The 22,895-nt window shown below is 72.7% G+C and carries 16 protein-coding genes; 9 read left to right on the forward strand and 7 right to left on the reverse strand.

The genetic code is table 11. The features are described 5' to 3' along the window. Positions 1–288 precede the first annotated feature (288 nt). Positions 289–1,035, forward strand: coding sequence for an alpha/beta fold hydrolase (locus ACLQ2X_RS20565; protein ID WP_425682691.1), 747 nt, complete (start codon positions 289–291; stop codon positions 1,033–1,035). Between the two features lie 6 nt (positions 1,036–1,041). Here ACLQ2X_RS20565 and ACLQ2X_RS20570 read toward each other — a convergent pair whose 3' ends face one another. From ACLQ2X_RS20570 to ACLQ2X_RS20585, 4 genes are all read right to left on the reverse strand, one after another. After that, a complete protein-coding gene (locus tag ACLQ2X_RS20570; protein WP_425682692.1) occupies positions 1,042–2,718 on the reverse strand; it encodes a CDP-glycerol glycerophosphotransferase family protein in 1,677 nt (558 codons plus the stop codon). Beyond that, entirely contained in the window at positions 2,718–4,235 is a 1,518-nt protein-coding gene (locus tag ACLQ2X_RS20575; RefSeq protein WP_425682693.1) for a D-ribitol-5-phosphate cytidylyltransferase, read from the reverse strand. The genes ACLQ2X_RS20570 and ACLQ2X_RS20575 overlap by 1 nt, the downstream gene beginning before the upstream one ends. A 144-nt stretch (positions 4,236–4,379) precedes the next feature. Then, entirely contained in the window at positions 4,380–5,180 is an 801-nt protein-coding gene (locus tag ACLQ2X_RS20580; protein WP_425682694.1) for an ABC transporter ATP-binding protein, read from the reverse strand. Continuing rightward, positions 5,173–6,075: an ABC transporter permease gene (locus ACLQ2X_RS20585; RefSeq protein WP_425682695.1), complete on the reverse strand. Its 903-nt coding sequence runs from the start codon at positions 6,073–6,075 to the stop codon at positions 5,173–5,175. The genes ACLQ2X_RS20580 and ACLQ2X_RS20585 overlap by 8 nt, the downstream gene beginning before the upstream one ends. 157 nt (positions 6,076–6,232) lie before the next feature. On the opposite strand from ACLQ2X_RS20585, the gene ACLQ2X_RS20590 reads away from it, so the two are divergent. From ACLQ2X_RS20590 to ACLQ2X_RS20610, 5 genes are all read left to right on the forward strand, one after another. Next, positions 6,233–6,865 carry a TetR/AcrR family transcriptional regulator gene (locus ACLQ2X_RS20590; RefSeq protein ID WP_425682696.1) on the forward strand — a complete coding sequence of 211 codons (633 nt, stop codon included), beginning with the start codon at positions 6,233–6,235 and terminating at the stop codon, positions 6,863–6,865. Between the two features lie 155 nt (positions 6,866–7,020). Beyond that, entirely contained in the window at positions 7,021–8,130 is a 1,110-nt protein-coding gene (locus ACLQ2X_RS20595; protein ID WP_425682697.1) for a DegT/DnrJ/EryC1/StrS family aminotransferase, read from the forward strand. After that, positions 8,127–9,146, forward strand: coding sequence for a Gfo/Idh/MocA family protein (locus ACLQ2X_RS20600; protein WP_425682698.1), 1,020 nt, complete (start codon positions 8,127–8,129; stop codon positions 9,144–9,146). The genes ACLQ2X_RS20595 and ACLQ2X_RS20600 overlap by 4 nt, the downstream gene beginning before the upstream one ends. Continuing rightward, positions 9,143–10,825 (forward strand): glycosyl transferase family 1, encoded by a 1,683-nt coding sequence (locus tag ACLQ2X_RS20605; RefSeq protein WP_425682699.1) that lies wholly within the window; start codon positions 9,143–9,145, stop codon positions 10,823–10,825. The genes ACLQ2X_RS20600 and ACLQ2X_RS20605 overlap by 4 nt, the downstream gene beginning before the upstream one ends. A 47-nt stretch (positions 10,826–10,872) precedes the next feature. Further along, positions 10,873–12,486: a glycosyltransferase family 4 protein gene (locus ACLQ2X_RS20610; RefSeq protein WP_425682820.1), complete on the forward strand. Its 1,614-nt coding sequence runs from the start codon at positions 10,873–10,875 to the stop codon at positions 12,484–12,486. A 59-nt stretch (positions 12,487–12,545) separates the two neighbouring features. Here ACLQ2X_RS20610 and ACLQ2X_RS20615 read toward each other — a convergent pair whose 3' ends face one another. Both ACLQ2X_RS20615 and ACLQ2X_RS20620 read right to left on the reverse strand, forming a co-directional pair. Beyond that, on the reverse strand, positions 12,546–14,696 hold the full coding sequence (locus tag ACLQ2X_RS20615; RefSeq protein ID WP_425682700.1) for a glycosyltransferase family 1 protein: 2,151 nt from the start codon (positions 14,694–14,696) through the stop codon (positions 12,546–12,548). Then, positions 14,693–16,135, reverse strand: coding sequence for a glycosyl transferase (locus tag ACLQ2X_RS20620; RefSeq protein ID WP_425682701.1), 1,443 nt, complete (start codon positions 16,133–16,135; stop codon positions 14,693–14,695). The genes ACLQ2X_RS20615 and ACLQ2X_RS20620 overlap by 4 nt, the downstream gene beginning before the upstream one ends. Before the next feature lie 174 nt (positions 16,136–16,309). Between ACLQ2X_RS20620 and ACLQ2X_RS20625 the strand changes: the two genes are divergently transcribed. After that, positions 16,310–18,217 (forward strand): hypothetical protein, encoded by a 1,908-nt coding sequence (locus ACLQ2X_RS20625; protein WP_425682702.1) that lies wholly within the window; start codon positions 16,310–16,312, stop codon positions 18,215–18,217. A gap of 16 nt (positions 18,218–18,233) precedes the next feature. On the opposite strand, the gene ACLQ2X_RS20630 is transcribed toward ACLQ2X_RS20625, so the two are convergent. Next, positions 18,234–19,415, reverse strand: a complete 1,182-nt coding sequence (locus ACLQ2X_RS20630; protein ID WP_425682703.1) for a hypothetical protein — start codon at positions 19,413–19,415, stop codon at positions 18,234–18,236. A 351-nt stretch (positions 19,416–19,766) separates the two neighbouring features. Here ACLQ2X_RS20630 and ACLQ2X_RS20635 point away from each other — a divergent pair, with 351 nt between their 5' ends. Both ACLQ2X_RS20635 and ACLQ2X_RS20640 read left to right on the forward strand, forming a co-directional pair. After that, complete coding sequence (locus tag ACLQ2X_RS20635) at positions 19,767–21,332, forward strand: glycosyltransferase family 4 protein (protein ID WP_425682821.1); 1,566 nt, start codon at positions 19,767–19,769, stop codon at positions 21,330–21,332. Continuing rightward, positions 21,329–22,894, forward strand: a complete 1,566-nt coding sequence (locus tag ACLQ2X_RS20640) for a glycosyltransferase family 2 protein (protein ID WP_425682704.1) — start codon at positions 21,329–21,331, stop codon at positions 22,892–22,894. The genes ACLQ2X_RS20635 and ACLQ2X_RS20640 overlap by 4 nt, the downstream gene beginning before the upstream one ends. The last annotated feature ends 1 nt before the right edge of the window (position 22,895 follow it).

Below are 22,895 nucleotides of genomic sequence, written 5' to 3' on the forward strand. Positions count from 1 at the left end.
CAACGCCACCGACCCGACCGCGATTCCGCCGCCAGAGTGCCGCCCACCACCGCCGAACCGGACACCCCACCCACACCACCCCAGCCACCCCGATCCTGCCTGCCCCGGCGGCGACATGTCGCATTCGCGAGGTTCGCCGGGGCGACAAGCGCAGGATCGGCGAGGTGGTGGCCCCGCCGCCACCCCCGACGCCGACGCGAGGGTCGGGACAGGGGCTGAGGGCGGAGCGGGGCTTTGGTGGTGTGGTTGCTCTCGCGTGTCCGGTTCTGGCGGTGGCAGACTGCGCCAATGGGCGACGCGACGGGGACCCGGCATCTGGTTCTCCTGCACGGCATGGGCGCCACCGGCGAGGTGTGGTTGCCCTGGGCGCCACTGCTGGAGCGCCGCTGGCCGGGACCGTGGCTCGCTCCCGACCTGGCCGGCCACGGCTGGTCACCGCCACTGCCCGGATACTCGTTCGCGGGTCTGGCGCAGCGCGTGGCGGACGGGCTCGACGCGGCCCGGCTGGGCCCGCGCGACCGGCTGGTCCTGCTCGGGCACTCGCTGGGCGGGGTGGTGGCGCTCACGTTGGCCGCCCGCCGGCGCGGCCTGCCGGTCGACGCCGTGGTCGGGCTGGGCATCAAGGCGGTCTGGTCACCGACCGAGCTGCTCAGGACGCAGGAACTGGCCGCCCGACCGGTGACCTGGTTCGCCACCCGGGACGAGGCGGCTCGCCGCTACCTGCGGGTCGCCGGGCTGTCCGGGCTGTTCGCCCCCGACCATCCGGTGGTGGAGGCGGGGGTGCGGCGGGTGGACGGGCGCTGGCGGCTGGCGATGGACCCGGCCGCGTTCGCGGTGGGCGAGCCCCGGTTGCCGGCCCTGCTCGCCGACACCGACGTGCCGGTGCTGCTGACCCGGGGAGAGCGGGACCCGATGGTGACCGACGCGCAGCTCAAGGAGTTGGGCGTGCCCGTGGCCACCCTGCCGGGCCTGGGTCACAACGCGCACGTCGAGGACCCCGCGTCGGTGCTCGCCCTGCTCGACCCGTACCTGTGAGCTGGGTCAGGCCACCGCGTGCGGGGTCGGCACCGCCCAGTCGGGTTCCAGCTCGCGGCGGGCCGCGGCGAGGAACGCCTCGGCGTAGCCGTCGGCGGGGAAGTCGCCCAGGTAGCGGGTCCGGGCGGCCCAGCGCCGCGCCGCCTTCGGATCGGTGTCCAACAGGTCGGCCAGCACCGCGTCCACGTTGGACATGTCGCGCCGCAGCACGTAGCCGGACGCCGCGAGGGGGAACCGTTCGGCGAAGTGTTCGCCGTCGACCCCGGTGTCGGTGACCGCGTACGGCTTACCGGAGTAGAGCCAGTCGGAGATGACCCCGGACACGTCGGAGACCAGTGCGTCGGCGCGGTTGACGCACTCGGTGAGGGTCAGCTCCCGGGTGGCCGCCGCGCCCCACAGGTGCGCCCGGCCGCTCTTGGCCCGGTCGGCGGCGAGCAGTTCGGTGAGCCGGGCGAGCCGGCGTGCCGAGGCCGGGTCCTTGTCGGTGTAGGGGTGGGCGCGCAGGATCACCGTCGCCCCCCGGTCGAGCAGGCGGCGGACGAGCGTCTCGGCCACCGGCAGCGAGCAGTAGTTGGCGTCGGCGTGGTGTCCGGTCCACGTCGGCGTGTAGAGGACGGTCGGGTGCGCCGAGGCGGGGACCGGCTCCCGGCGTACCTCGATCGCCTCGACCTGGGGGCGGCCCACCACGACGAACTTCTCGGCGGGGATCTCCACGCCGGCCCGGGCGTACCTGTCGATGGCGGCCTGCCCGGCCACGAAGATCTTGTCGAAGATCGCCGACACCGGGTTGGCGCTCGGTGCCTTGTCGCTGTCGCCGTGGTGCAACTGCACGTGGGTGAGCTGGTGGAACCGGATGCAGTGGCTGTTCTTCGCACCGTGGTTGACGTAGAACGCCGCCCGCAGGCTGGGCACCAGCACCTCGTCGAGGGCCTTCAGCGTGGGGCAGAGCACCACCGGGGCGCGGGTGGCCGCGGCCACCGCGGCCAGGAACTCCGGCTCGCGCAGCACCACCACGAACGGCCGGCCGATCCGCTCCAGGTACGGCAGCCACATGGTGACCTGGTACTCGGAACCGGGCGGGGCGGAGAAGTGCAGCAGGAACTCCGGCTGGTGCCGGCGCAACGCCCGGCCGACCGGGCCACCACCTGCGGGCGGCCGGAACCGGTGCCGGGCCAGGTCGAGGGCGACCGCGGCCCAGCCGGCGCCGGCGAGCAGCGTTGCGGCGAACGCCAGCCAGGCCGGAAGCGTCAGCGCGGCGGCGCCGGCCACCAGCGCGAGCAGCACCGGCAGCGCGTCGCCGAGCCGGCCGGCGACCACCGGGGTCCAGGTGCGTACGGGCAGGTTCGCGGCCCGGATCTCCAGCGCACCGGCCTGCCGCAGCGGGCCGACCAGCAGCACCAGGGCCAGCAGAACGAGCGCGGTGCCGGCCAGCGCCGGGTCGAAGCCGTCGTCGAGCCGACGCGCATAGCCGACCAGGATGCCGGCGGCGACCAGCACCGTCTCGGCGATGCCGTCGGCCGACGGTCGGACCCGGCGTTCCCAGGCGCCGGCGGCCAGCGCGGCGAGCGCCAGCGCCAACCCCCAGCCGGTGGCCCCGGTGAGTGCCACGACGAGGAAGGCCGACACCGCCAGCCCGGTGGTCAGCACCCGGGCGAGCAGCTTCCGGGCCAGGTCACCACGCATCAGACGCCGGCACCGCTGGACAGCTTCGACGGCTCGTCGTCACGCGCTCCGGGCTGGGTGGGCACCACGGCCGCCGGCTCGCCGGGCGGCCGGCGCACGTCGATCACCTGGCCGGTCAGTTCCGAGATCAGCACGTCCAGGGAGGCCTGGGCGACCGTCTCGGAGGAGAGCAGGGTGTGCTCCGGCTCCTCCCCGAACGCCTTGGTCCGCATCGGGGTGGCGGTGCGTTCGGGGTTGATGCAGTTGACCCGTACGCCGAACTCCGCCCACTCGTCGGCGAGCGCCTGGGTGAGGTTGACAAGCGCGGCCTTGGTGGCCGAGTAGAGCGCGTAGCGTGCCCGGCCCCGGGTGTAGGAGCTGGACGTGTAGAGCAGCAGTTGACCCTTGGTCTGCTGCAGGTACGGCAGGGAGTGGCGGGCGATGGTGACCGGGCCGACGAAGTTGACGTTCAGGAGACGGTCCATCGTCTCGGAGTCCATCTCGGCGAGGGCGCCCTTCTCCAGGATGCCCGCGGTGACCACCACGTGGTCGATCCGGCCGGTGGCCTCGAACGCGGTCTTCAGCGCGGCGGCCACGTCCTCGGCGCGTTCCACGTGCGTGCCGGTGGTGGAGCGGCTGAACGGGAACACCTGGGCGCCGTACCCGCGGGCCAGTTCGGCCAGGTCGTGGCCGATGCCGTAGCTGCCGCCAAACACCACGACGGTCCGGCCGGTCAGTTCCTCGGCGTAGCTGCGGTCGTCGGTGAGCCGGGGCGCCTGGGCGGCGGCGAGCTGGAACAGCTTGTCGGCCAGGTGCACGTCGACCGGGTGGGTGACCTTGATGTTCTCGTCGGAGCCGTCGATCACCTTGATCGGCGTGCCGGGCAGGTAGCGCAGCACCACGCCGCAGTCGTCGGTGGCGGCGAAGTCGGGGTCGCCCTCGGCCCGCCGGTACGCCTCGCGGATGGTGCCGGACCGGAACGCCTGCGGCGTCTGGCCGCGGCGCAGGCGGGCGCGGACCGGGATGTCGGTGATGCAGTCGTCCGCGTCCACCTGGACGATCGTGTCGGCGGACGGGATGGCCACGTCGACCGCCGAGTAGGTCCAGAGGGCGTTCACGCACTCGCGCACGATCCGGGCGCTGACAAGTGGGCGGACCGCGTCGTGGAAGAGGATGTTGACGTCGCCCTCGCCGACCGCGTCCAGCGCGATGCGGGTGGTGTCGTTGCGGGTCTCGCCACCCTCGATCACCTTGCCGACCTTGCGGAAGCCGGCGTCGGTGACGATCCGCTGCGCGTCGGGCACGTGGCCGGCGGCCATCAGCACGATGATCTCGTCGATCTCCGGCGCGGACTCGAAGACGGCGAGGGTGTGCTCGATGATCGGCTTACCGGCGATCTTGAGCAGCTGCTTCGGGATGCCCAGCCCGAGGCGGGTCCCGGTCCCTCCGGCGAGGATCACGGCCACCGTACGCGCGGGCCGCCAGGGTGCCGGGCTCGCCGGCGGGGCGTCCGGTGCGGCGGTGTGGTCCTGCGTCATTGCCGTTCCTCACTCTGCGTCTATGGGGGATGGGTGGTGCGGTGACCGAATCGTGAAGATTCAACGACGGTCGAGAAAACCTTAACGCGGACGACGGAGCGCACCGAGCCGGGCGATCACCCGGGCCGGTGCGCTCCGCGGGGGCTACTTCTGGCCCTCGTACGCGTCGCAGACCTCCTTGGTGGGCCCGTCCATCCTCAGGACGCCGCTCTCCAGCCAGATGGTCCGCTCGCAGGTGTCCCGGATCGAACCGATCGAGTGGCTCACCAGGAACACCGTGCCGGCGCTGTCGCGCAGCTCACGGACCCGCTGCTCGCTGCGGGCCCGGAACTTGCGGTCGCCGGTGGCCAGCGCCTCGTCGATGAGCAGGACGTCGTGCTTCTTCGCCGACGAGATGGCGAAGCGCAGCCGTGCCCCCATGCCGGAGGAGTAGGTGCGCATCGGCAGGGAGGCGAAGTCGCCCCGCTCGTTGATGCCGGAGAACTCGATGATCTCCGGCGAGATCCTCCTGACCTCATCCGGGTGCATGCCCATGGCGAGGCAGCCGAGCACCACGTTGCGCTCGCCGGAGAGGTCGTTGAGCAGCGCGGCGTTCACCCCGAGCAGCGACGGCTGCCCCTGGGTGTAGACCGCGCCGCGGGCCGGCGGGAGCAGCCCGGCGATGGTGCGCAGCAGGGTCGACTTGCCGGAGCCGTTGCTGCCGATCAGGCCGATCGCCTCACCCTCGTACGCGGTGAAGCTCACACCCTTGACCGCGTGGACCTCGCGGATGTTCGGCGCCTTGGTGCGGGAGACGATGCGCTTGAGCGCGGAGACCGGGTTGCCGCCGCTGCTCGCGCCCTTGTGGATCCGGTAGATCACGTGCACGTCGTCCACCACGACGGTGGGGACGCGACCGGAGTCGATCACCGGACCGGCGTTCAGTGGCAGGGTCTGCTCAGCCACGGCCGTACTCCTTCTCTCCGCGCCAGAAGTAGACGAACCCGCCGATGCCCATCACGACCGCCCAGAACAGGCCGAGCGCCCAGAGCTTCGGCGGCGAACTCACCAGGCTCGCCTGATGCGAGTCGAGCAGCGCGTAGCGGGCCAGCTCGATGAAGACCAGTGGCGGGTTCCACTCCAGGATGCTCGCGGCCCAGTTGGGCAGGTGCTCGCGGATGAGCGTCACCGGGTAGAGCACGCCGGAGGCGTACAGCCAGGTGCGCATCACGAACGGCATGATCTGCTTCAGGTCGGTGATCTTGGAGCCGAGGCGGGCCATCGTCATGCTCAGCCCGACGTTGAAGATCGTCTGGAGCAGCAGCATCGGGATCAGGAGCAGCCAGCGGAAGGTGATCGGCTCGCCGGTGATCAGCACGATCACGGCCAGCACCACCATCGACATGAGCAGCTGCTGGAGTTGCACCAGGGTCACCGTGATCGGCAGGGCCGCCCGCGGGAACTGGAGTGCCCGGATGAGGCCCAGGTTGCCGGTGATCGCGTTGGTGCCGTTGGACGCCGCGGTCTGGGTGAAGATGAAGACGAACACGCCGGTGCACAGGTACGCGATGAAGTTCGGCACGTTCCGGTGCTGGGCCAGGATCACGCCGAAGATCAGGAAGTAGACCGCCGCGTTGGTCAGCGGGGTCAGCACCTGCCAGAGCTGCCCGAGCTGGGTGTTGCTCAGCGAGGAGGCGACCTTCGCCCGCGAGTACGCGGTGATGAAGTGCCGGTACGCCCACAACCGGCGGGCGTATTCGCCCAGGGGCGGTCGTTCCCCGGCCACCCGCAGTCCGTACCGCCGGGCCAGTTGGGCCCGGGTCAGTCCGGATTCGGGGTCGGCCACCGCGGTGTTGGCCATGATCAGGCGGCTCCGATCTCTTTCGTGCTGATGGGGAGCAGTGCGGTGCACGGATCCAGCGTGACCTGGCGGGGAGAGGCCGCCTCGCTGCTGCATGGAAGGTAGTCCACCGAACGTCGGGACGCAACCGTATCGTCGTTGCGCTACATTGTTCCACGTGACGACCGAGAAGAGGCGTGCCCCGGCCGGCGCGGCGGTGCTGCGCGGGGAGATTACGAGTGCCATCCGCGTCGCCGTGATGCAGGAGTTGGCCGAGGTCGGATACGGTCGCCTCTCCATCGAGGCGGTGGCCCGCCGGGCCGGTGTGAGCAAGACCGCCATCTACCGGCGCTGGCGTTCCAAGCTCGACCTGGTGCTGGACATGGTCTCCGCCGTGGCCGGGCGCAACCTGCCGTTGCTGGACACCGGCAGCCTGCTCGGCGACCTGGAGATCCTGCTGCACGTGATGGCGCGGGCCCTGCGGCACCGACTGGCCGCGCAGATCATCCCCGACCTGCTGGCCGAGGCGGCCCGCAACCCGCAGATCGCGGAGAAGCTGCAGGCCGCCCTGGACGACTACCAGCAGACCGTGGGTCGGATCCTGATCGGCCGGGCGGTGGAGCGCGGCGAACTCTCCCCGCACACCGACCGGCGTGCCGCGGTCGACCTGATCGTCGGGCCGGTCTACTGGCGGATGGCGATCTCTCGGGCCCCGCTGGAGCTTGCCGAGGTGCCACGCATGGCGACGGCGATCGTCGCGGCGCTGCGGGTAGCATCCGTGGAGCCCGTCCGCGACGAGGTGGAAGTGTGAGCCCCGACGAGGCCGCCGAGGTCCCACCCGTCGATCACGACAAGCGCGCGACCACCGGTCGGACACTGGGCGCCGACAACGCGCTTTCACCGCAAACCAGTACCATCCCCCCGAACACCCCTCACATGAGTCACGCGTCGACAGGAGGAAGCCCCATGGTTGGGCCGCATCCAGAGTTCATTCCCCCAGCACGACCGATCATCGGCGAGGCCGAGATCGAGGCGGCTGTCCGGGTGCTGCGGAGCGGCCGGGTCGTGCAGGGCCCCGAGGTCGCCGCGTTCGAGGAGGAGTTCGGCGACCTGGTCGCCGGCCGGCACTGCGTCGCGGTCAACTCCGGCACCTCGGCCCTGCAGCTCACGCTGATGGCACTCGGCCTCGGCCCCGGCGACGAGGTCATCGTCCCCTCGTTCTCGTTCGCCGCCAGCGCCAACGCGGTGCGGCTGGTCGGCGCCGAGCCGGTCTTCGTGGACATCGAGCCGGGCAGCTTCTGCCTCGACCCGGAAGCGGTCGCCGCCGCCGTCACGCCGAAGACCGCCGCCATCATGCCGGTGCACCTCTACGGCCACCCGGCCGCGATGGACCGGATCATGGCCATCGCCCAGCAGCACGGACTGGCCGTCGTCGAGGACGCCGCCCAGGCGCACGGGGCCGAGCTGAACGGCACCCCGGTCGGCGCCTTCGGCACCGCTGGCTGCTTCAGCTTCTACCCGACCAAGAACATGCACTCCCTCGAAGGCGGCATGGTCACCACCGCCGACGCGGAGCTCGCCCGCACCCTGCGGCTGCTGCGCAACCAGGGCATGGAGCAGCGGTACGCCAACGAGATCGTCGGCGCGAACATGCGGATGACCGACGTGGCCGCCGCGATCGGCCGGGTGCAGCTCACCCAGCTCGCCGAGTGGACCGAGCAGCGCCGCGCCAACGCCAAGTTCCTCGACTCCGCCATCACCGGCATGCTCACCCCGCCGGTCGCCGACGGCGCGAAGCACGTCTACCACCAGTACACGGTGCGCGTCCGCGGCGACCGCGACGCTGCCCAGGCCCGCCTCACCGAGCTGGGCATCGGCAACGCCGTCTACTACCCGACCCCGATCCACCGGCTCAAGCCCTACCTCACCGAGGACGGCACGCCCGGCGCCTGGGACCTGCCGGAGACCGAGCGGGCCGCCGCCGAGGTGGTCTCGCTGCCGGTGCACCCGTCGCTGGGCCAGGCCGACCTGGAGCGGATCGCCGAGGGCGCGAACCTGGCCGGGGGTGCCCGATGAGCAAGCTGCGGGCCGGCCTGATCGGCCTCGGTGCGATGGGACGCAACCACGCCCGGGTGCTGTCGAACCTGGACGGTGTCGAACTGGTCGGCGTGGTCGACCCGGCCGGCGACACGACCGGCACGCTGCGCGCGCCGGTCGTGCCCGAGCTGAGCGACCTGCTCGCCCTGGGCGTCGACTACGTGGTGGTCGCCTGCCCGACCGCGCTGCACGAGCCGATCGGCCTGGAACTGGCCGCCAACGGGGTCTGCGCGCTGATCGAGAAGCCGCTGGCCCAGTCCGTGGACGCGGCCACCCGGTTGGTCGAGGCCTTCGAGACCGCCGGCCTGGTCGCCGGCGTCGGGCACATCGAGCGCTACAACCCCGCCCTGCAGAGCCTGCGCACCCGCCTGGAAGCAGGGGAGCTGGGCGAGGTGTTCCAGGTCGTCACCCGGCGGCAGGGCCCGTTCCCGCACCGGATCGCCGACGTCGGCGTGGTGATGGACCTGGCCACCCACGACATCGACCTCACCGCCTGGGTGACCGGCCAGCAGTACGCCTCGGTCGCCGCGCGTACGGTCTCGCGCAGCGGCCGGCTGCACGAGGACATGGTGGCGGTCGTCGGTCAGCTCGCCGACGGCACGATGGTCAACCACCTGGTCAACTGGCTCAGCCCGCTGAAGGAGCGGTCCACTGTCGTCACCGGCGACAAGGGCTGCTTCGTGGCCGACACGCTCACCGCTGACCTGACGTTCTACGCCAACGCCGCCATCGACACCGAGTGGGAGGCGCTGCGCGCGTTCCGGGGCGTGGCCGAGGGTGACATGGTCCGCTTCGCGATCCCGAAGCGGGAGCCGCTGCTGGTCGAGCACGAGCGCTTCCGCGACGCGGTGGAGGGCAAGGAGAGCGACATCGTCACGCTGCGGCAGGGCCTGCGTACCGTGCAGGTCGCCGCGGCGCTGCTGGAGTCGGCCTCCGACGGCAAGGTCGTGTCCGTCGCGACCAGCGGCAGCGACGCGGAGCCGGCGCTGCGATGAGCCCGGCGCCGGTGCGGCGGGCGGTCTCGGCGGTGCGGCGGCGGATACCCCGGCGGTGGCGCGTCGCGCTGCGCCGGGCCGCTGCCGGCGCGCCGCCGTGGGAGACGCCCTCGGTACGCGAACTGTGCGAGCTTCCCGCCGGCGCGCCGCTGCTGGTGCACGCCGGCGGGATCACGGGCGACCGGGCGCTGGCCGGCGTGATACGCGCGCTGGCCCGGCTGCCCCAGTTCCACCTGGCGCTGGTCTGCGCCGAGACGGAGCGGGCGGCGGCCCAGGTTCTGATCCGCAGCGCCGGCAAGGCCCGGCAGCGGGTGCACGAGGTACCGCGACCCCGGACGGTGACCGCCGCGTTCGTCGCCTCGGCGGACGTGGCGGTGTTCGGGTTCGAGCCGGACGCCGGCCTCGCGCTGCTCGACACCTACCTCGCCGCCGGGCTGCGGGTCGTCGCGGCGGACAGCCGGGCGGCCCGCGAGCACCTGGCCCGGCACCACGCCTGTGACTTCTTCGCGCCCGGCTCCCTGCCCTCCTTCGCCAAGGCGGTGGAACGGGCCTGGCAGCGTGGCAGCGACCCGGCACCGCAACCGCAGGAGCCGCCGGTGGCGCCGATCGAGGCCGGCACACCCGGCCCCTGGCGAGCGCTCGGCGCGGCCCCGGTCCGGTTGGGGCTGGGCACCGCGAACTACGCAGGGCAGCTCTCCGCCCTGGCGGTGGCGATCACCGCCGCACGCGCGGACGTCGGCATCGAGCTGGTCATGGCCAAGCCGCCGGCCACCTACCGCTATCCGGCCGACCGCTACCTGAACTACCCCGGCGAACACCGGCTGGACGTGCAGACGGAGCAGGCCCGCCGGGTGCTCGGCTGGTACACGCACCTGATCGTGGACGCGTTCCGCCCGGTGCTCGGTCGGGGCAACGGCGACGACATCGCCGCGGACCTGCCCGCGCTGCGCCGTGCCCGGCTCAAGGTGGCGCTGCTGGCACACGGCAGCGAGATCCGCCATCCGGGCGCGCACCTGGAGCGGCATGCCGAGTCCGCGTTCCGGGACGCGCCGGAGGAGCTGCGCGAGCGGCTCACCACGGTGACCGAGCGGAACCGGCGTACCGCCGAGGAGAGCGGACTGCCGTTCTTCGTGACCACCCCCGACCTGCTGGACGACGTGCCGTTCGCCACCTGGGCGCCGCTCATCGTCGACGTGGACGGCTGGGCCTGTGACCGCCCCGTGCTGGAACGCGCCCGGCCGGTGGTGCTGCACGCGCCGTCGAAGCGGTGGACCAAGGGCACCGACCGTCTCCTGCCCCGGTTGCAGGAGTTGCACGACCGACGGATCATCGAACTGCACCTGGTGGAGGGCCTGCCGCACAGCGAGATGCGCCGCCAGGTGCAGGACTGCGACATCGTGGTCGACCAGTTGGTGATGGGTAGTTACGGCACCTTCTCCTGCGAGGGGATGGCCGCCGGCAAGGTCGTGGTCGCGTACGTCAGTGAAGGGCCGCACCGGACGGCCGGGGTCCAGCCCCCGATCGCCAACGCCACCCCGGGCACGCTGGTCAAGACGATCGAGTCGCTGCTCGACGACAGGTCCGCCGCAGTCGTCCTCGCCGCGGAGGGCACCCGTTACGTCCGCGACCACCACGACGGGCGACGGACCGCCGAAGTCTTCGACGCCTTCCTCAGGTGATCCGCCCACCGCCCGCGCTCCGCACCGTCAACGAGGAGAACTACCCGATGCAAGCTGGCTCGACGACCGATGCCCGACCGACCCGGGGACGGGTGGTGATGCTGGTCGACAACGGGGTCCACGGTGACTCCCGGGTGCAGAAGGCCGCACGGTCGGCAGCGGACGCCGGCTGGGAGGTCTTCCTCCTCGGCATCCGCCACGCCCGCTCCGAGGCGGACACCTGGCAGATCGGCGGCGCCGAGGTGCGGCTGCTGCGCGTGGTCAAACCGCTGCACCGGCTGCCCCGGGACTACAGCCGATCGCTGCGCCGGCCGCTGGCGTACGGGTCGACCACCAAGGCCGCCTACCGGGTTCAGGAGATCAAGGCCTGGCAGGCCGACCTCTACGAGCGTCGGGTCCGGGCCCGGGCCCTCGGTGGTGGGCTTCCCGCCGCCGTGGGCGAGGCGGCCCAACTGCCGTCCCGCGCCGCCGCCACCGCGCTGGCCCGCTGGGTGCGGTTGCGCAGCCGGGAGACTCGGCGCCTGCGCAAGGTGCAGGCCGACCCGGAGGCGCTGCTCACCCGGTTGCCCGTCCGGTTCTGGCAGAGCCTGCTGGGCAACCGCGCCTGGCGGCGGCTGGATCCGGGCCTGTGGGACTTCGAACTGGCCTTCCGGCAGGCGATCGACGAGCTGAAGCCGGACATCATCCACGCCAACGACTTCCGGATGCTCGGGATCGGGGCGCGGGCGACGCTGCGGGCACGGGCCGTCGGGCGGGACACCAAGCTGGTCTGGGACGCCCACGAGTTCGTCGGCGGCATCACCGGCCGGGCCGACAACCCGCGCTGGTTGCCGGCCCAGATCGCCTACACGGCCGAGTACGCGGCCTACCCGGACGCGGTGGTGACCGTTTCCGACACCCTCGCCGACCTGCTCCAGGAGACCCACGCCCTGCCCGAGCGGCCGGCGGTGGTGCTCAACGCGCCGATGGCCCCGCCGGCCGAGGCCGACGGCGAGGTGCCGGACCTGCGTGCGCTGTGCGGCGTGGACGACCGGACGCCGCTGCTCGTCTACGCGGGCGCGGTGAACCCGAGCCGGGGCTGCCAGATCATGGTGGAGGCGTTGCCCGAACTGCCCGACGTGCACGTCGCGTTCGTGACGATGAACCCGCACGGCGACAACCAGTTCTCCGAGGGGTTGCGGGAGCGGGCCGTCGAGCTGGGCGTGGCCGAACGGGTGCACCTGCTGCCGTACGTGAGGCACTGGCAGGTGGTGCCGTTCCTGGCGGCGGCGGACGCCGGGGTCATCCCGATCCACCACAAGCCCAACCACGAGCTGGCGCTGATCACGAAGTTCCTGGAGTACTCGCACGCCCGGCTGCCCATCGTGGTCAGCGACGTGAAGACCATGGCGCAGACTGCCCGAGCCACCGGTCAGGGTGAGGTGTTCACCGCCGAGGACCCGACCGACTACGCCCGGGCGGTGCGGGCCGTACTCGCCGACCCGGAGCGCTACCGGGCCGCCTACGACAAGCCCGGCCTGTTGGCGGCCTGGACGTGGGAGGCCCAGGCCCGGATCCTCGACGAGGTCTACAGCTCGCTGCGGGGCGCTCCGCGGACCGGCGCGGCATGTCCGCCGTCGGCCGGGCGGCCCGAGCGGGAGTTCGTCCCCACCCCGCGCTGAGCCCGGACAAACAGTTCGGCCGGCTCCCGCCCGGGAGCCGGCCGAACTTCTTGCCGTCGTCAGTCGGCGGTGGCCGGCGGCTCCAGCAGCAGCCGGTCGAAGTCCTTCTGGGTGACCGACCAGTCCCAGGTGCTCAGCACATGCGACGCCGCCGCCCGGCCCGCCTCGCGCCAGACGTCCTCCGACGCCGTGTGGGTCAGGATCCGCTCGGCGGCCTCCTGCGGGGTGCCCACCACCCAGCCGCTGGGGAAGAGGCTCCGGGCGCTGTGCGGCCGGCCGGCGAAGAACGGCCAGTCGCGTACCACCGGCACGGCACCGCTGGCCGCGCCCTCGACGAGCGCGCAGTGGAAGCTCTCCCGCAGCGACGTGCTGAGGATCACCCCGACGTCGGTGAGCGCGCCGGGGACGTCCTCGGTGCGGCCGGTCCGCACCACGGCCCCGGACGGCTCCAACTCGGCCAGTTCGGCGTCGAGTTCCCGGACGTACGCCGCGATCGCCGGGCTGAGCTCCGGGTTGAGGTCGTCGCCGATCAACTTGAGGCGGTACCGCTCGTCCCGGCGGCGCAGTTCCCTCAGCACGGCCAGCGCCCAGCGCGGGTCCTTCGCCAGCGAACTCAACCCGACCAGACCGAGGGTGAACCGGCTGTCCGCGGAGACCTTCGGCGCCACGTACCGGTGCAGGTCCATGGCGTTGCTGATCATGTGCGTCCGGGGTCCCTGCGGGCCGCGCAGCCGCGGCACCGCGGCCAACGCCAGATCGCGGAGATGCTCGGAGACGAAGACCACGTCGTCCACCCGGGACCAGTCGGTCAGGTGCGGCCACCAGCTGAACGCCTCGAAGCTGTGCAGACGGACGATCACCCGGGTGGTGCCCGGGTCGATCATCGTCAGCATCGCAGCCCCGAGGTTGCACCAGTCCACGAAGACGGTGTCCGCCCAGTCGAGGTGGGGGCCCCACGCCTCTTGGACCTCCCCGGCCCGCTTGGAGGCGCCGGCGAGCATGTGGTGCACCACGTTCGTGCGGCCGTTGCTCAACACCGGGAGGATCGACTCCTCCATCAGATTCAGCCGGCGGACCTCCACCCCGGGCATCGCCTCGTAGCGATCCAGGATCGGCCCGAGGAAGTTGTCGTTCAACCCGGTGAAGAAGAGCATCCGGTGCGGCCGGCCGGCAGGCGGGAACGCCGCCGGGCTCTGCCGACCGCGCGGGGTCGCCATCGCCTGGCCGGCCTCACTGTGGTGCAGCGGCGCGAGGAACTTCTCCGGATCCTCGGCCAGCGGTGAGGTGGTGCCGTCGAACTGCACGATCCGGTGGAACATCAGGTTGAAGGCGCGCAGCACGTGCGGTGCGGCCTTGCCCGGGTTCCGCTTCCTGAGGTAGCCGTCGGCCAGCTTGAGCTGACCGCGCACCACGGTCATCAGGTGCTCGGGCACCCTGCCCTGGCTGAGCTCCGCGTCGACGATCGGGCCGAGGAGCTGCCCCCTGGTCGTCGGGCTCTTCAGGCGGCCCTGCGCGGCCAGCGCCAGCCGCTTCGCGCTGGTGTCGTGCCCGCTCTTGAGCATGGTGCCGGTGACCCGCCGGGCGATCTTGCCCCGGTGTCGTTCCGGCAGGCCGGGCGCGGTGACGGCCCCCTGCCAGAACCAGCGCACCGGGCTCAGCTTCATGGCCCGCTTCCCGGTGCTCATCTCGAACACCCGCTTCGCCAGGTCGACGGTCTGGGTGCGGGTGGTGCTGGCCAGCACGGCCGGGGCCGGACCGACGGTGTTGAGCCGGGGGCGGCGGTAGCGCGCCGGGTCGGCGGCCCGCTTCTCCACCGCGCGCAGCGCCGGGGCGATGCCGTAGACGGCATCGGCCCGCCGGTACCGCTGCGCGAGCTGCCACACGGTGTGCAGGGCCTGCGCGTCCAGGGCGACCAGGACATCGGCCCGCTTGGCATGCCGGCGGACCCACGGGTCGCGCTGCGCGCGCAGCCACGGCCGCCGGGCCGGGCTCGCCCGCTTGACCATCCGGCCGAACCGCGGGCCCAACTCCGTGGAGGTGGGTAGCAGGTGCACCTCGGCCAGTTCGGTCGCCGCCGGGATCTTCTCCACCGGGTCGAACGTGGTGGCCACCCGCACGGTGACGCCCTGGGCGCGGAACTGCTCCAGCGCGTCGGTCAGGACAGCCACCCGGCCCGGGACGGCGCCCAGAACCATCAGGACCTCGATCATGATCTACCTTCTCGGGCCGGGACGGGCGTGGCGGCAGGGGACGGCTGCGGGGCGCCGGTCGGTACGTCGGCGCCCAGCACCAGCTCGGTGACCTCCCGGACGGCGGGAATGAGCTGCTCCTCGCGGGCGTACTGCCGCGCCTCGGCGCGGGCCTTCTCCCGCTCCGCCACGTCGGCGGTGCGGGCCATCGCCGCGGCCCGCCGGAAGGCCCCGGACAACTCGGCCGGATCCAGCCCGACGGCACCGGTCCAGAGCGGATACGTGGACAGCACGGTGGAGGCGTCGTGGTCGGCCTCGTGGGCGGAGACCACCGGGAGGCCGGTGGCCATGTACTCGTAGACCTTGCCGGAGGTCATGTACCGGCCGCCGGTCACCATCAGCACCACCGCGTCCCAGCGGGAGTAGAGGTCGACCACCTCGGCCTTGGGCACCGAGCCGCCGACCAGCACGCCGTCCACGGCGGCGGCCTTGAGCAGCTCGGCGTGCGCGTTGTCACCGCGTGCCCAGGCCGCGCCGATGTGGCCGCGCACCTCGAAGCGGGCACCCGCCAGCGCCGGGTCCTCCGCGCGCGCCGTCCGCCAGCCCTCGAGGACGGCGTTCAGCAGCGGCACGGGCAGGTTCAGGGCGCCGAGGTAACCGAAGGTGAGCGGCCGGTCCGGCGGGGCCGGCCGCACCTGGGCGGGGATGCTCGCGGCGTCGTAGCCGTTGCGCACGATCCGCATCTTGTGCGCCAGCTCCGGGTAGCGCTCGCGGTACCAGCGGGAGATCGGCTCGTTGACGTTCCAGATGGCTACGGCGTTGGTGAGCAGCTTGATCTCCCACTGCCCGGAGACCGACTCCCTGGTGAACGCCTCACCGTTGTTGATCACGTCGACGGACCAGCCGTCGCGGAAGTCCACCACGTACGGAACCTGGTGCGTCTCCCACAGCTTCCAGGTCGCGGCCAGGTTGACGTAGGGGGCGCAGGTGGTCACCAGCAGGTCGACGTGCCGCTCCCGGTGGATCTGGAGCAACGCCCTCTCCAGGGCCGGCCGCCAGCCACCGAAGACCGGTTCCGGGAAGACCTTCAGGTTCTGCTTGCGCAGGTCGGCCAGGTAGTCCTTGTGAGCCAGGGCGCGACGCTCGGTGAAGGCCCGGATGTCGGTCTCCAGGTCGTCCCGGAACAGGGGCAGCTTCACCACCCGGACGTGCTGGTCCAGCCCTTCGGCGAGCGTGTGGTCGAGTCCGTACTCGCGTTCCCACGCCTCGTCGGCGATGGTGACGGCCGTCACGTCCCAGCCCGCCGCCGCGAACTGGTTGGCGGTCTCCCGCATCCGGTACGCGCAGCTCTTGGCCGCCGGTGGGAAGCCGATGGCCAGGTAGACCATGTGCGGCCGGGAGCCGGACCGTCGCGGCCGGGGGAGCCTGAACGAGTCCCAGAGAGTTCGCCCGTTGTTCATCGATTCCGATCCTGGAAGGGTGGGGAGAGCGGAACGCCCCTCGGACAGCGTGCGGACACTACAATAACGCCGTCCTGCGCGGCGGAAGTCCCACCGCGGGCCCGGCGCGACACCCGGTCACCCCACGCCGGGCGGTCCTCGCCCGGCTCCGGGTTTTTCGTAGACTTCTACGCCATGACCTCGCCCGTGCCCGACACCCGCGACCGCGAGCCCGTCCCCGTCGGGGACTCCGAGGCGGCCGGCGGCGACACACCCGGCCCGGCGCACGCCGGACCCGGACCGGCCGACCCGGAACGCCACGCGGCGGCCGAGGCGCCCACCGATCCCGCCCCGGCACCCGGGCGCCGTGGCCCGGCCTGGCGCCGGCACCGGATCGACGCGCTGGCCGCCCTGGTCTACCTGGCCGGCGCTCTCTGGGTGACCGGCCGGGGATGGCTGAACCCCGACGGGCGGCTGCTCGGCAGCCGCCCCAACGACCAAGGCTTCAACGAGTGGATGCTGGCGTACGCGGCGCACGCGGTCAGCAACCTGGAGAACCCGTTCTTCACCACGTTGCAGAACGCCCCGACCGGCATCAACCTGATGACCAACGTGGGGATGCAGCTCCCCGGACTGGTGCTCACCCCGGTCACCCTGCTCTTCGGCGCGTCCTTCTCCTACCTGCTGTTGATCACGTTGAACCTGGCGGGCACGGGTTACGCCTGGTACCACGTACTCTCCCGGCACGTGGTCGACTCCCGGGTCGCCGCCTTCGTCGGCGGCCTGTTCTGCGCCTTCGCCCCCGCCCTCGTCTCGCACAGCAACGGCCACCCGCACATCACCGCGCAGTGGCTGGTGCCGTTCATCGTCTGGCGGGTCGTCGCGCTGTCCCGGGGCGAGCGGGTGATCCGCGACGGTCTCGTGCTGGGCGGGCTGGTGGTGGCGCAGTTCTTCATCAGCCTGGAGATCCTCTTCCTGACCGCGCTCGGCTGCCTGATGCTGGCCCTGGCCTACCTCGCCTTCCAGCCCCGCGACGCGGTGCGCCGGCTGCGCCCGCTGCTGTCCGGGCTGGCGATCACCGCTGTGCTCGTGTCGGCCGCGGCGGCGTACCCGCTCTGGATGCAGTTCGCCGGGCCGCAGCACCGGGTCGGCCATCCGGGCACCCCGGACATCTACGCTCTCAAGCTCGGCTCATTCGTCAGGTTCGCCACCAAGTCGATCGCCGGTGGCCCGACCAGCGCGATCGGCTGGGCGCCGAACACCACCGAGCAGGCCAGCTTCTACGGCTGGTCGCTGCTGGTGCTCGTGGTCGGCGTGCTCGGGTGGCTGCGCCGGGAGGTGCCGGTCCGGGTGCTCGGGGCCGTCGGCGTGGTGTCGGCGCTGTTCTCCATGGGCACCACCTGGACCGCCGGCACCCGCCGCACGGACATCCCGGCACCGTTCGCCCTGGTGCAGGACCTGCCCGTGTTCGACTCCGTGGTGGTGGCCCGGTTCGCGCTGATCACCACCGTGGCGGTGGGCGTGCTGCTGGCCGTCGCCGGCGACCGGCTCGCCGCCCGTCGGCACCAGCCCACGGGTCGGCTGGCCGCCCGGGTCGGCGCGGTCGCGGTGGCCGCCGCGCTGCTGCCGATCCTGCCCGTGCCGCTCGACGCGCGTGGCCGTACCGAGGTGCCGGAGTTCGTCACCGGGGGAGCCTGGCGTGACCACGTGGCTCCCGGTCGCACGCTGGTGCCCGTGCCGGTCAACGGCATGACCTCGCTGTACTGGAGTTCCGCCGCGGTGGCCGGCTTCGCCGTCCCCGAGGGCTACTTCCTCGGCCCGGTCTCCGCCACCGACTCCACCGGCCGTTGGGGCGTCGACCCGCAACCCACCGCAGCGCTGCTCACCGCGGTGTCCCAGGGGGAACGGGACACGGCGGTCGGTCCGGCCGAGATCGTCCAGGCGCGGGCCGACGTCCGCTACTGGAAGGCGGACGCGGTGGCGCTGCCCGATCGCGGAGCCCGGCGGCACGACGACCTGAAGACCGTGCTCGACGCGCTGTACGGGCCGGGTCGGCGGGTCGCGGACGTCTGGCTCTGGGACGTGCGGCCGTTCACCAGGTGACGGCCGCCCGCGCCGGTCAGGGCGACTTCGTCCAGATCAGCAGCAGGTAGCCACCGAAGTAGGCGGAGAAGGCGACAAGCGTCACCAGCACCGTGGCGGCCCGGGCCCACCCGGCCCGGGCCAGGCCCACCGCGGCCGGCAGCAGGAGCGGGAACGCCGGCAGCAGGAACCGGGCCTTGGAATGGTAGTAGCCGGCCGCGCCGAGCGTGGTGACCAACATCAGGCCGCTGTAGAGCAGCAGTTGCCATGGCTGCCGGTCGAGCACGCTCAGCACGAAGAACATGATCGACAGCAGCGCCACCACGGTGACCACCAGCAGCGGCACCGCCGCCACCTGCACCAGCGCCTGCTGCCCGCGGTCGACGGTGTAGACACCGAAGTCGAACCGGGTGCCCCAGCCGGCCGACTGGATGTGGAACCAGCCGTCGATCCGGCCCGTCTGCGCCCCGACCCAGGCCAGGTAGGCGAGCCAGCCGGCCGGCGCGAGCAGCAGTGCGATCCAGGGACGCCAGCCGTCGCGCCGCCGGAGGATCGCCAGCAGCGCGGCCAGCCCCACGACCGGGATCAGCGACGACGCGGTCGGCCGGGTCAGGCCGGCGAACAGGCACACCAACCCGGCGGTGACCCACCGGCCGCGCAGCAACGCGTACAGCGTCCACGCGGCCAGGGCGGTGAACAGGCTCTCGCTGTAGCCCATCGACTCCACCACGGCGTGCGGCACCGCGCCCCAGAGCGCGGCGAGGAGGACGCCGGTGCGTCGGTCGTGCAGGTGGGCCCCGATCGCGTACAGCCCCCAGGCGGCGGCCAGGCCGGCCAGCCAGGCCACGATGAGGGCCGACTCGCGCGGGCCGAACGGGGTGATCCGTTCCAGGCCGGCGGTCAGACCGGGGTAGAGCGGGAAGAACGCCATGTTGCTCTGCGTCTTTTCGTATCCGTCGTACCCGTGCCGGGCGATCGCCAGATACCAGCCGCCGTCGGCCCGGGTGAGCTGCTCGAAGGGCGACCGGCCGGTGTTGCGTGCCCAGAGGTAGACGACGACCAGACCGACCAGCCGGGCCAGGGTGTAGGTCGCGAGCGCGGGCGCCGCGCTCCGGGCGGCGTCGCGTAGCCGCCGCAGGAGGCCGGGCCGGGGCGGGGCGGATTCCGCCGGCCCCGTGGACGGGTCCTGCGCCGGGCGGCTCGGTTCCTCGGTAATCACCGCGTCCAATGTGTTTCCCGTTCGCACTGAGCTGGGCTGTTTCGACGGCGGCAGGGCGGCACCGCGGCGGCTTGGTGGGCGACCGCGGCGGCCTGGTTGGCGACTGCGGCACGTCCTGGTGGGCGACCGTGGCGGCCTGGTGGGCGACCGTGGCGTCCGGAGTCGTCTACCGGATGGAGGGTAGCAATCGTCGCGGCGCGCGGTGGGGCACCGCCGCCGGTGGGCGTCCGTGCCGGATCCGCTGTCGTAGACTCGCTCGGGTCCGCGGGCGAGGTGCTGGCGACGACGAAACGGGCAGGAATGGGATCTGACGGCACGACCGCAGCGGTGGGCACCCGGGGACGGGTCGTGATGCTCGTGGACAACGGGGTCATCGGGGACTCCCGGGTGCAGAAGGCGGCCCGCTCCGCCGCCGACGCCGGCTGGGACGTCGTGCTGCTCGGCCGCGCGCCGGTCGGCCAGCCCCGCAGCTGGCGGCTCGGGGCCGCCGAGGTGCGCCTCGTCCCGATGCCCGAGCCGTTGGCCCGCCGCCGGCACGAGTTCCGCCGGGCCTGGCTGCGGCACCCGCTGGCCTACCCGCCCAGCGGCATCGCGGCGCAGCGTACCCAGGCGGTCAAGGCCTGGCGCGCGGACCTGGCGGTCCGGCGGGCGGCGCTGACCGTGGCGGCCCGCGAGTCCGGTGCCGGGCGGCCGGGCGGGCTGCCCTGGGCCGCGCTGCGGGCCGAGGAGAAGCTGTCCGGCCTGACCCGCAGGTGGGTCGGGTTCCGCAACCGGCAGCTCACCCGGGCCCGCAAGGACCGCAAGCTGGACGGCCCGTGGGACCGCGCGTACACGCAGTTCTGGCGCCGGCTGCGTGGCGACGGCGCGTGGCGGCGGCTGGAACCGGGCCTGTGGGACTACGAGCTGGCCTACGGCCGGGTCGTCGACGAACTGGCGCCGGACCTGATCCACGCCAACGACTTCCGGATGCTCGGCGTCGGCGCGCGCGCGAAGGTGCGGGCCGCCGCGGCGGGCCGCCGGATCGCGCTCGTGTGGGACGCCCACGAATACCTGCCCGGCGTGCAGCCGTGGCGGGACAACGCCCGCTGGCTGCCCGGCAACGTCGCGCACGAGCGGGAGTACGTGCCCTACGCCGACGCCGCCGTGACCGTCTCCGGCGGTCTGGCCGACCTGCTGCGGGCGGAGCACGGGCTGGCCGAGCGGCCCGCGGTGGTGCTCAACGCCCCGGCGGTGGGGGAGCTGCCGGCGGACCCGGCCGAGCCGGCGCCGGACATCCGCGCCCGCTGCGGCCTTGGCCCGGACGAGCCGCTGCTCGTCTACAGCGGGGTCGCCGCCGCCAAGCGCGGCCTCGGGGTGATGGTCGAGGCGCTGCCCCGGCTGCCCGGTGCGCACGTCGCTCTCGTGGTCAACAAACCCGACTCGGCGTACGTGCGGGGCCTGGTCACTCGTGCCGGTGAGCTGGGTGCGGCGGACCGGCTGCACGTGCTGCCGTACGTGCCGCACCACCAGGTGGTCCGGTTCCTCAGTGGCGCGCAGGTCGGCGTCATCCCGATCCAGCACTGGCCGAACCACGAGATCGCGCTGATCACCAAGTTCTTCGAGTATTCACACGCCCGCCTGCCGCTCGTCGTCTCCGACGTGCGCACCATGGCCGAGACTGTCCGGGAGACCGGCCAGGGTGAGGTGTTCCGCGCCGAGGACGTGGCCGACTTCGTTCGCGCGGTCACCGCGGTGCTCGCCGAGCCGCGGCGTTACCGCGCCGCGTACGACCGGCCGGGTCTGCTGGCCGGCTGGACCTGGGAGGCGCAGGCGCAGGTGCTCGACGACGTCTACACCCGGCTGCTGCCCGACGCGCCGCCCCGACCGGCCGCCGCTCCGCAGCCACCGACACCGATCTCGGTGGAGGTCGGCGCGTGAGCACTCCGGACGTCACGGTGGTGGTCGCGGTCTACAACACCATGCCGTACCTCACCACCTGCCTGGACTCGCTCGTCGGGCAGACCATCGGCCAAGACCGGCTGGAGGTCGTGGCGGTCGACGACGGCTCCACCGACGGCAGCGGCGCCGAGCTGGACCGCTATGCCAAGCGGTACCCGGGCACGGTCCGGGTGCTGCACCAGGCCAACTCCGGCGGCCCGGCGCAGCCCAGCAACCTTGCCCTCGACCACGCCCGCGGCCGGTACGTGCTCTTCATCGGCTCGGACGACCACCTCGGCCCGGAGGCGCTGGAGCGCCTGGTCGACGCGGCCGACCGGTGGGATTCCGACGTGGTGCTCGGCCGGATGGTCGGCACCAACAAGCGCTACGTGCACCAGGCCGTGTACGCCACCACCGTGGAGCGGCTCGGCCTGTTCGACAGCGACCTGCCCTGGTCGCTGTCGAACACCAAGCTGTTCCGCCGGGAGCTGATCGAGCGGCACGGCCTGCGGTTCCGCACGGACATGCCGATGGGCAGCGACCAGCCGTTCACGCTGGAGGCCTGCTTCCGGGCGAAGAAGGTGTCCGTCCTCGGCGACTACGACTACTACTACGCGGTCAAGCGGGACAACGCCCAGAACATCACCTACGCCAGCCAGTTCTCCGAGCGGCTGCGCTGCGCCGAGGAACTCGTCGGTTTCGTCGCCGGCCTGATCGAGCCGGGCCCGCGGCGTGACGCGGTGCTGGTGCGCCACTTCAGCTGGGAGGTGGCGAAGCTGCTCCGCGAGGAGTTCCTCACGCTCTCCCCGCAGGTGCAGGAGGACGTGCACGACCGGGTCCGCAGGCTGGCCGGGGCCTACCTCACCGACGGGGTTCTCGCCCGGATGGCGTGGCAGGAGCGGCTGCGGGTGGCGGTGGCGCGCGACGGCGACCTTGACGCGCTGCGTAACCTGATCGGCCAGCAGTCGGACAGGTCACTGCCCGACGTCACCGTGGCCGACGGCCGCTGGTACGCCAACCACGTCGGCTTCCGCGACCCCGCGTTCGGCTACCCGGACGACTGGTACGACGTCACCGACCGCGCCGGCGACCTCCTTGCCCGGCTCACCGCGACCGGGCTGGCCTGGGGGCGGGACGCCGCCGGGGCCCGGGCCCTGGTGGTCACCGCGCGAAGCCGCCGGGCGGAGCTGGCCGAGCTGGCCCCCGGGGCGCTGCGGGTCGGTGTGGGCGACCTCACGGGTGTCACGTCGGTCGAGCGGGACGGTCCCGGTACGGTCGTCCGGACGGACTTCGCGGTGGACCGGCTGCTGGCGGTCGCGGCGGGCGGCGGACGTCGTATCGTACGGGCCGAGGTCTCCGCCCCGGGCGGGACGGGCTCGGCGCCGCTGCGCACCGAACGCCCCGTCGCCGCACCCCGGCTGATGGCCCGGCGTGGTGCCCGGTGGCACCTCGTCACGCCCACCACGAACCACAAGGGCCAGGTGATCGTCGCGATCACGCCGGTGACCCCCGGTCGGTTCCTTGCCCGCCTGCGCCGAATCTGGCCCTCTGGAGGAAAGTAGT

Source organism: Micromonospora sp. DT31 (assembly GCF_049841795.1).
Taxonomy (GTDB): Bacteria; Actinomycetota; Actinomycetes; order Mycobacteriales; family Micromonosporaceae; genus Micromonospora.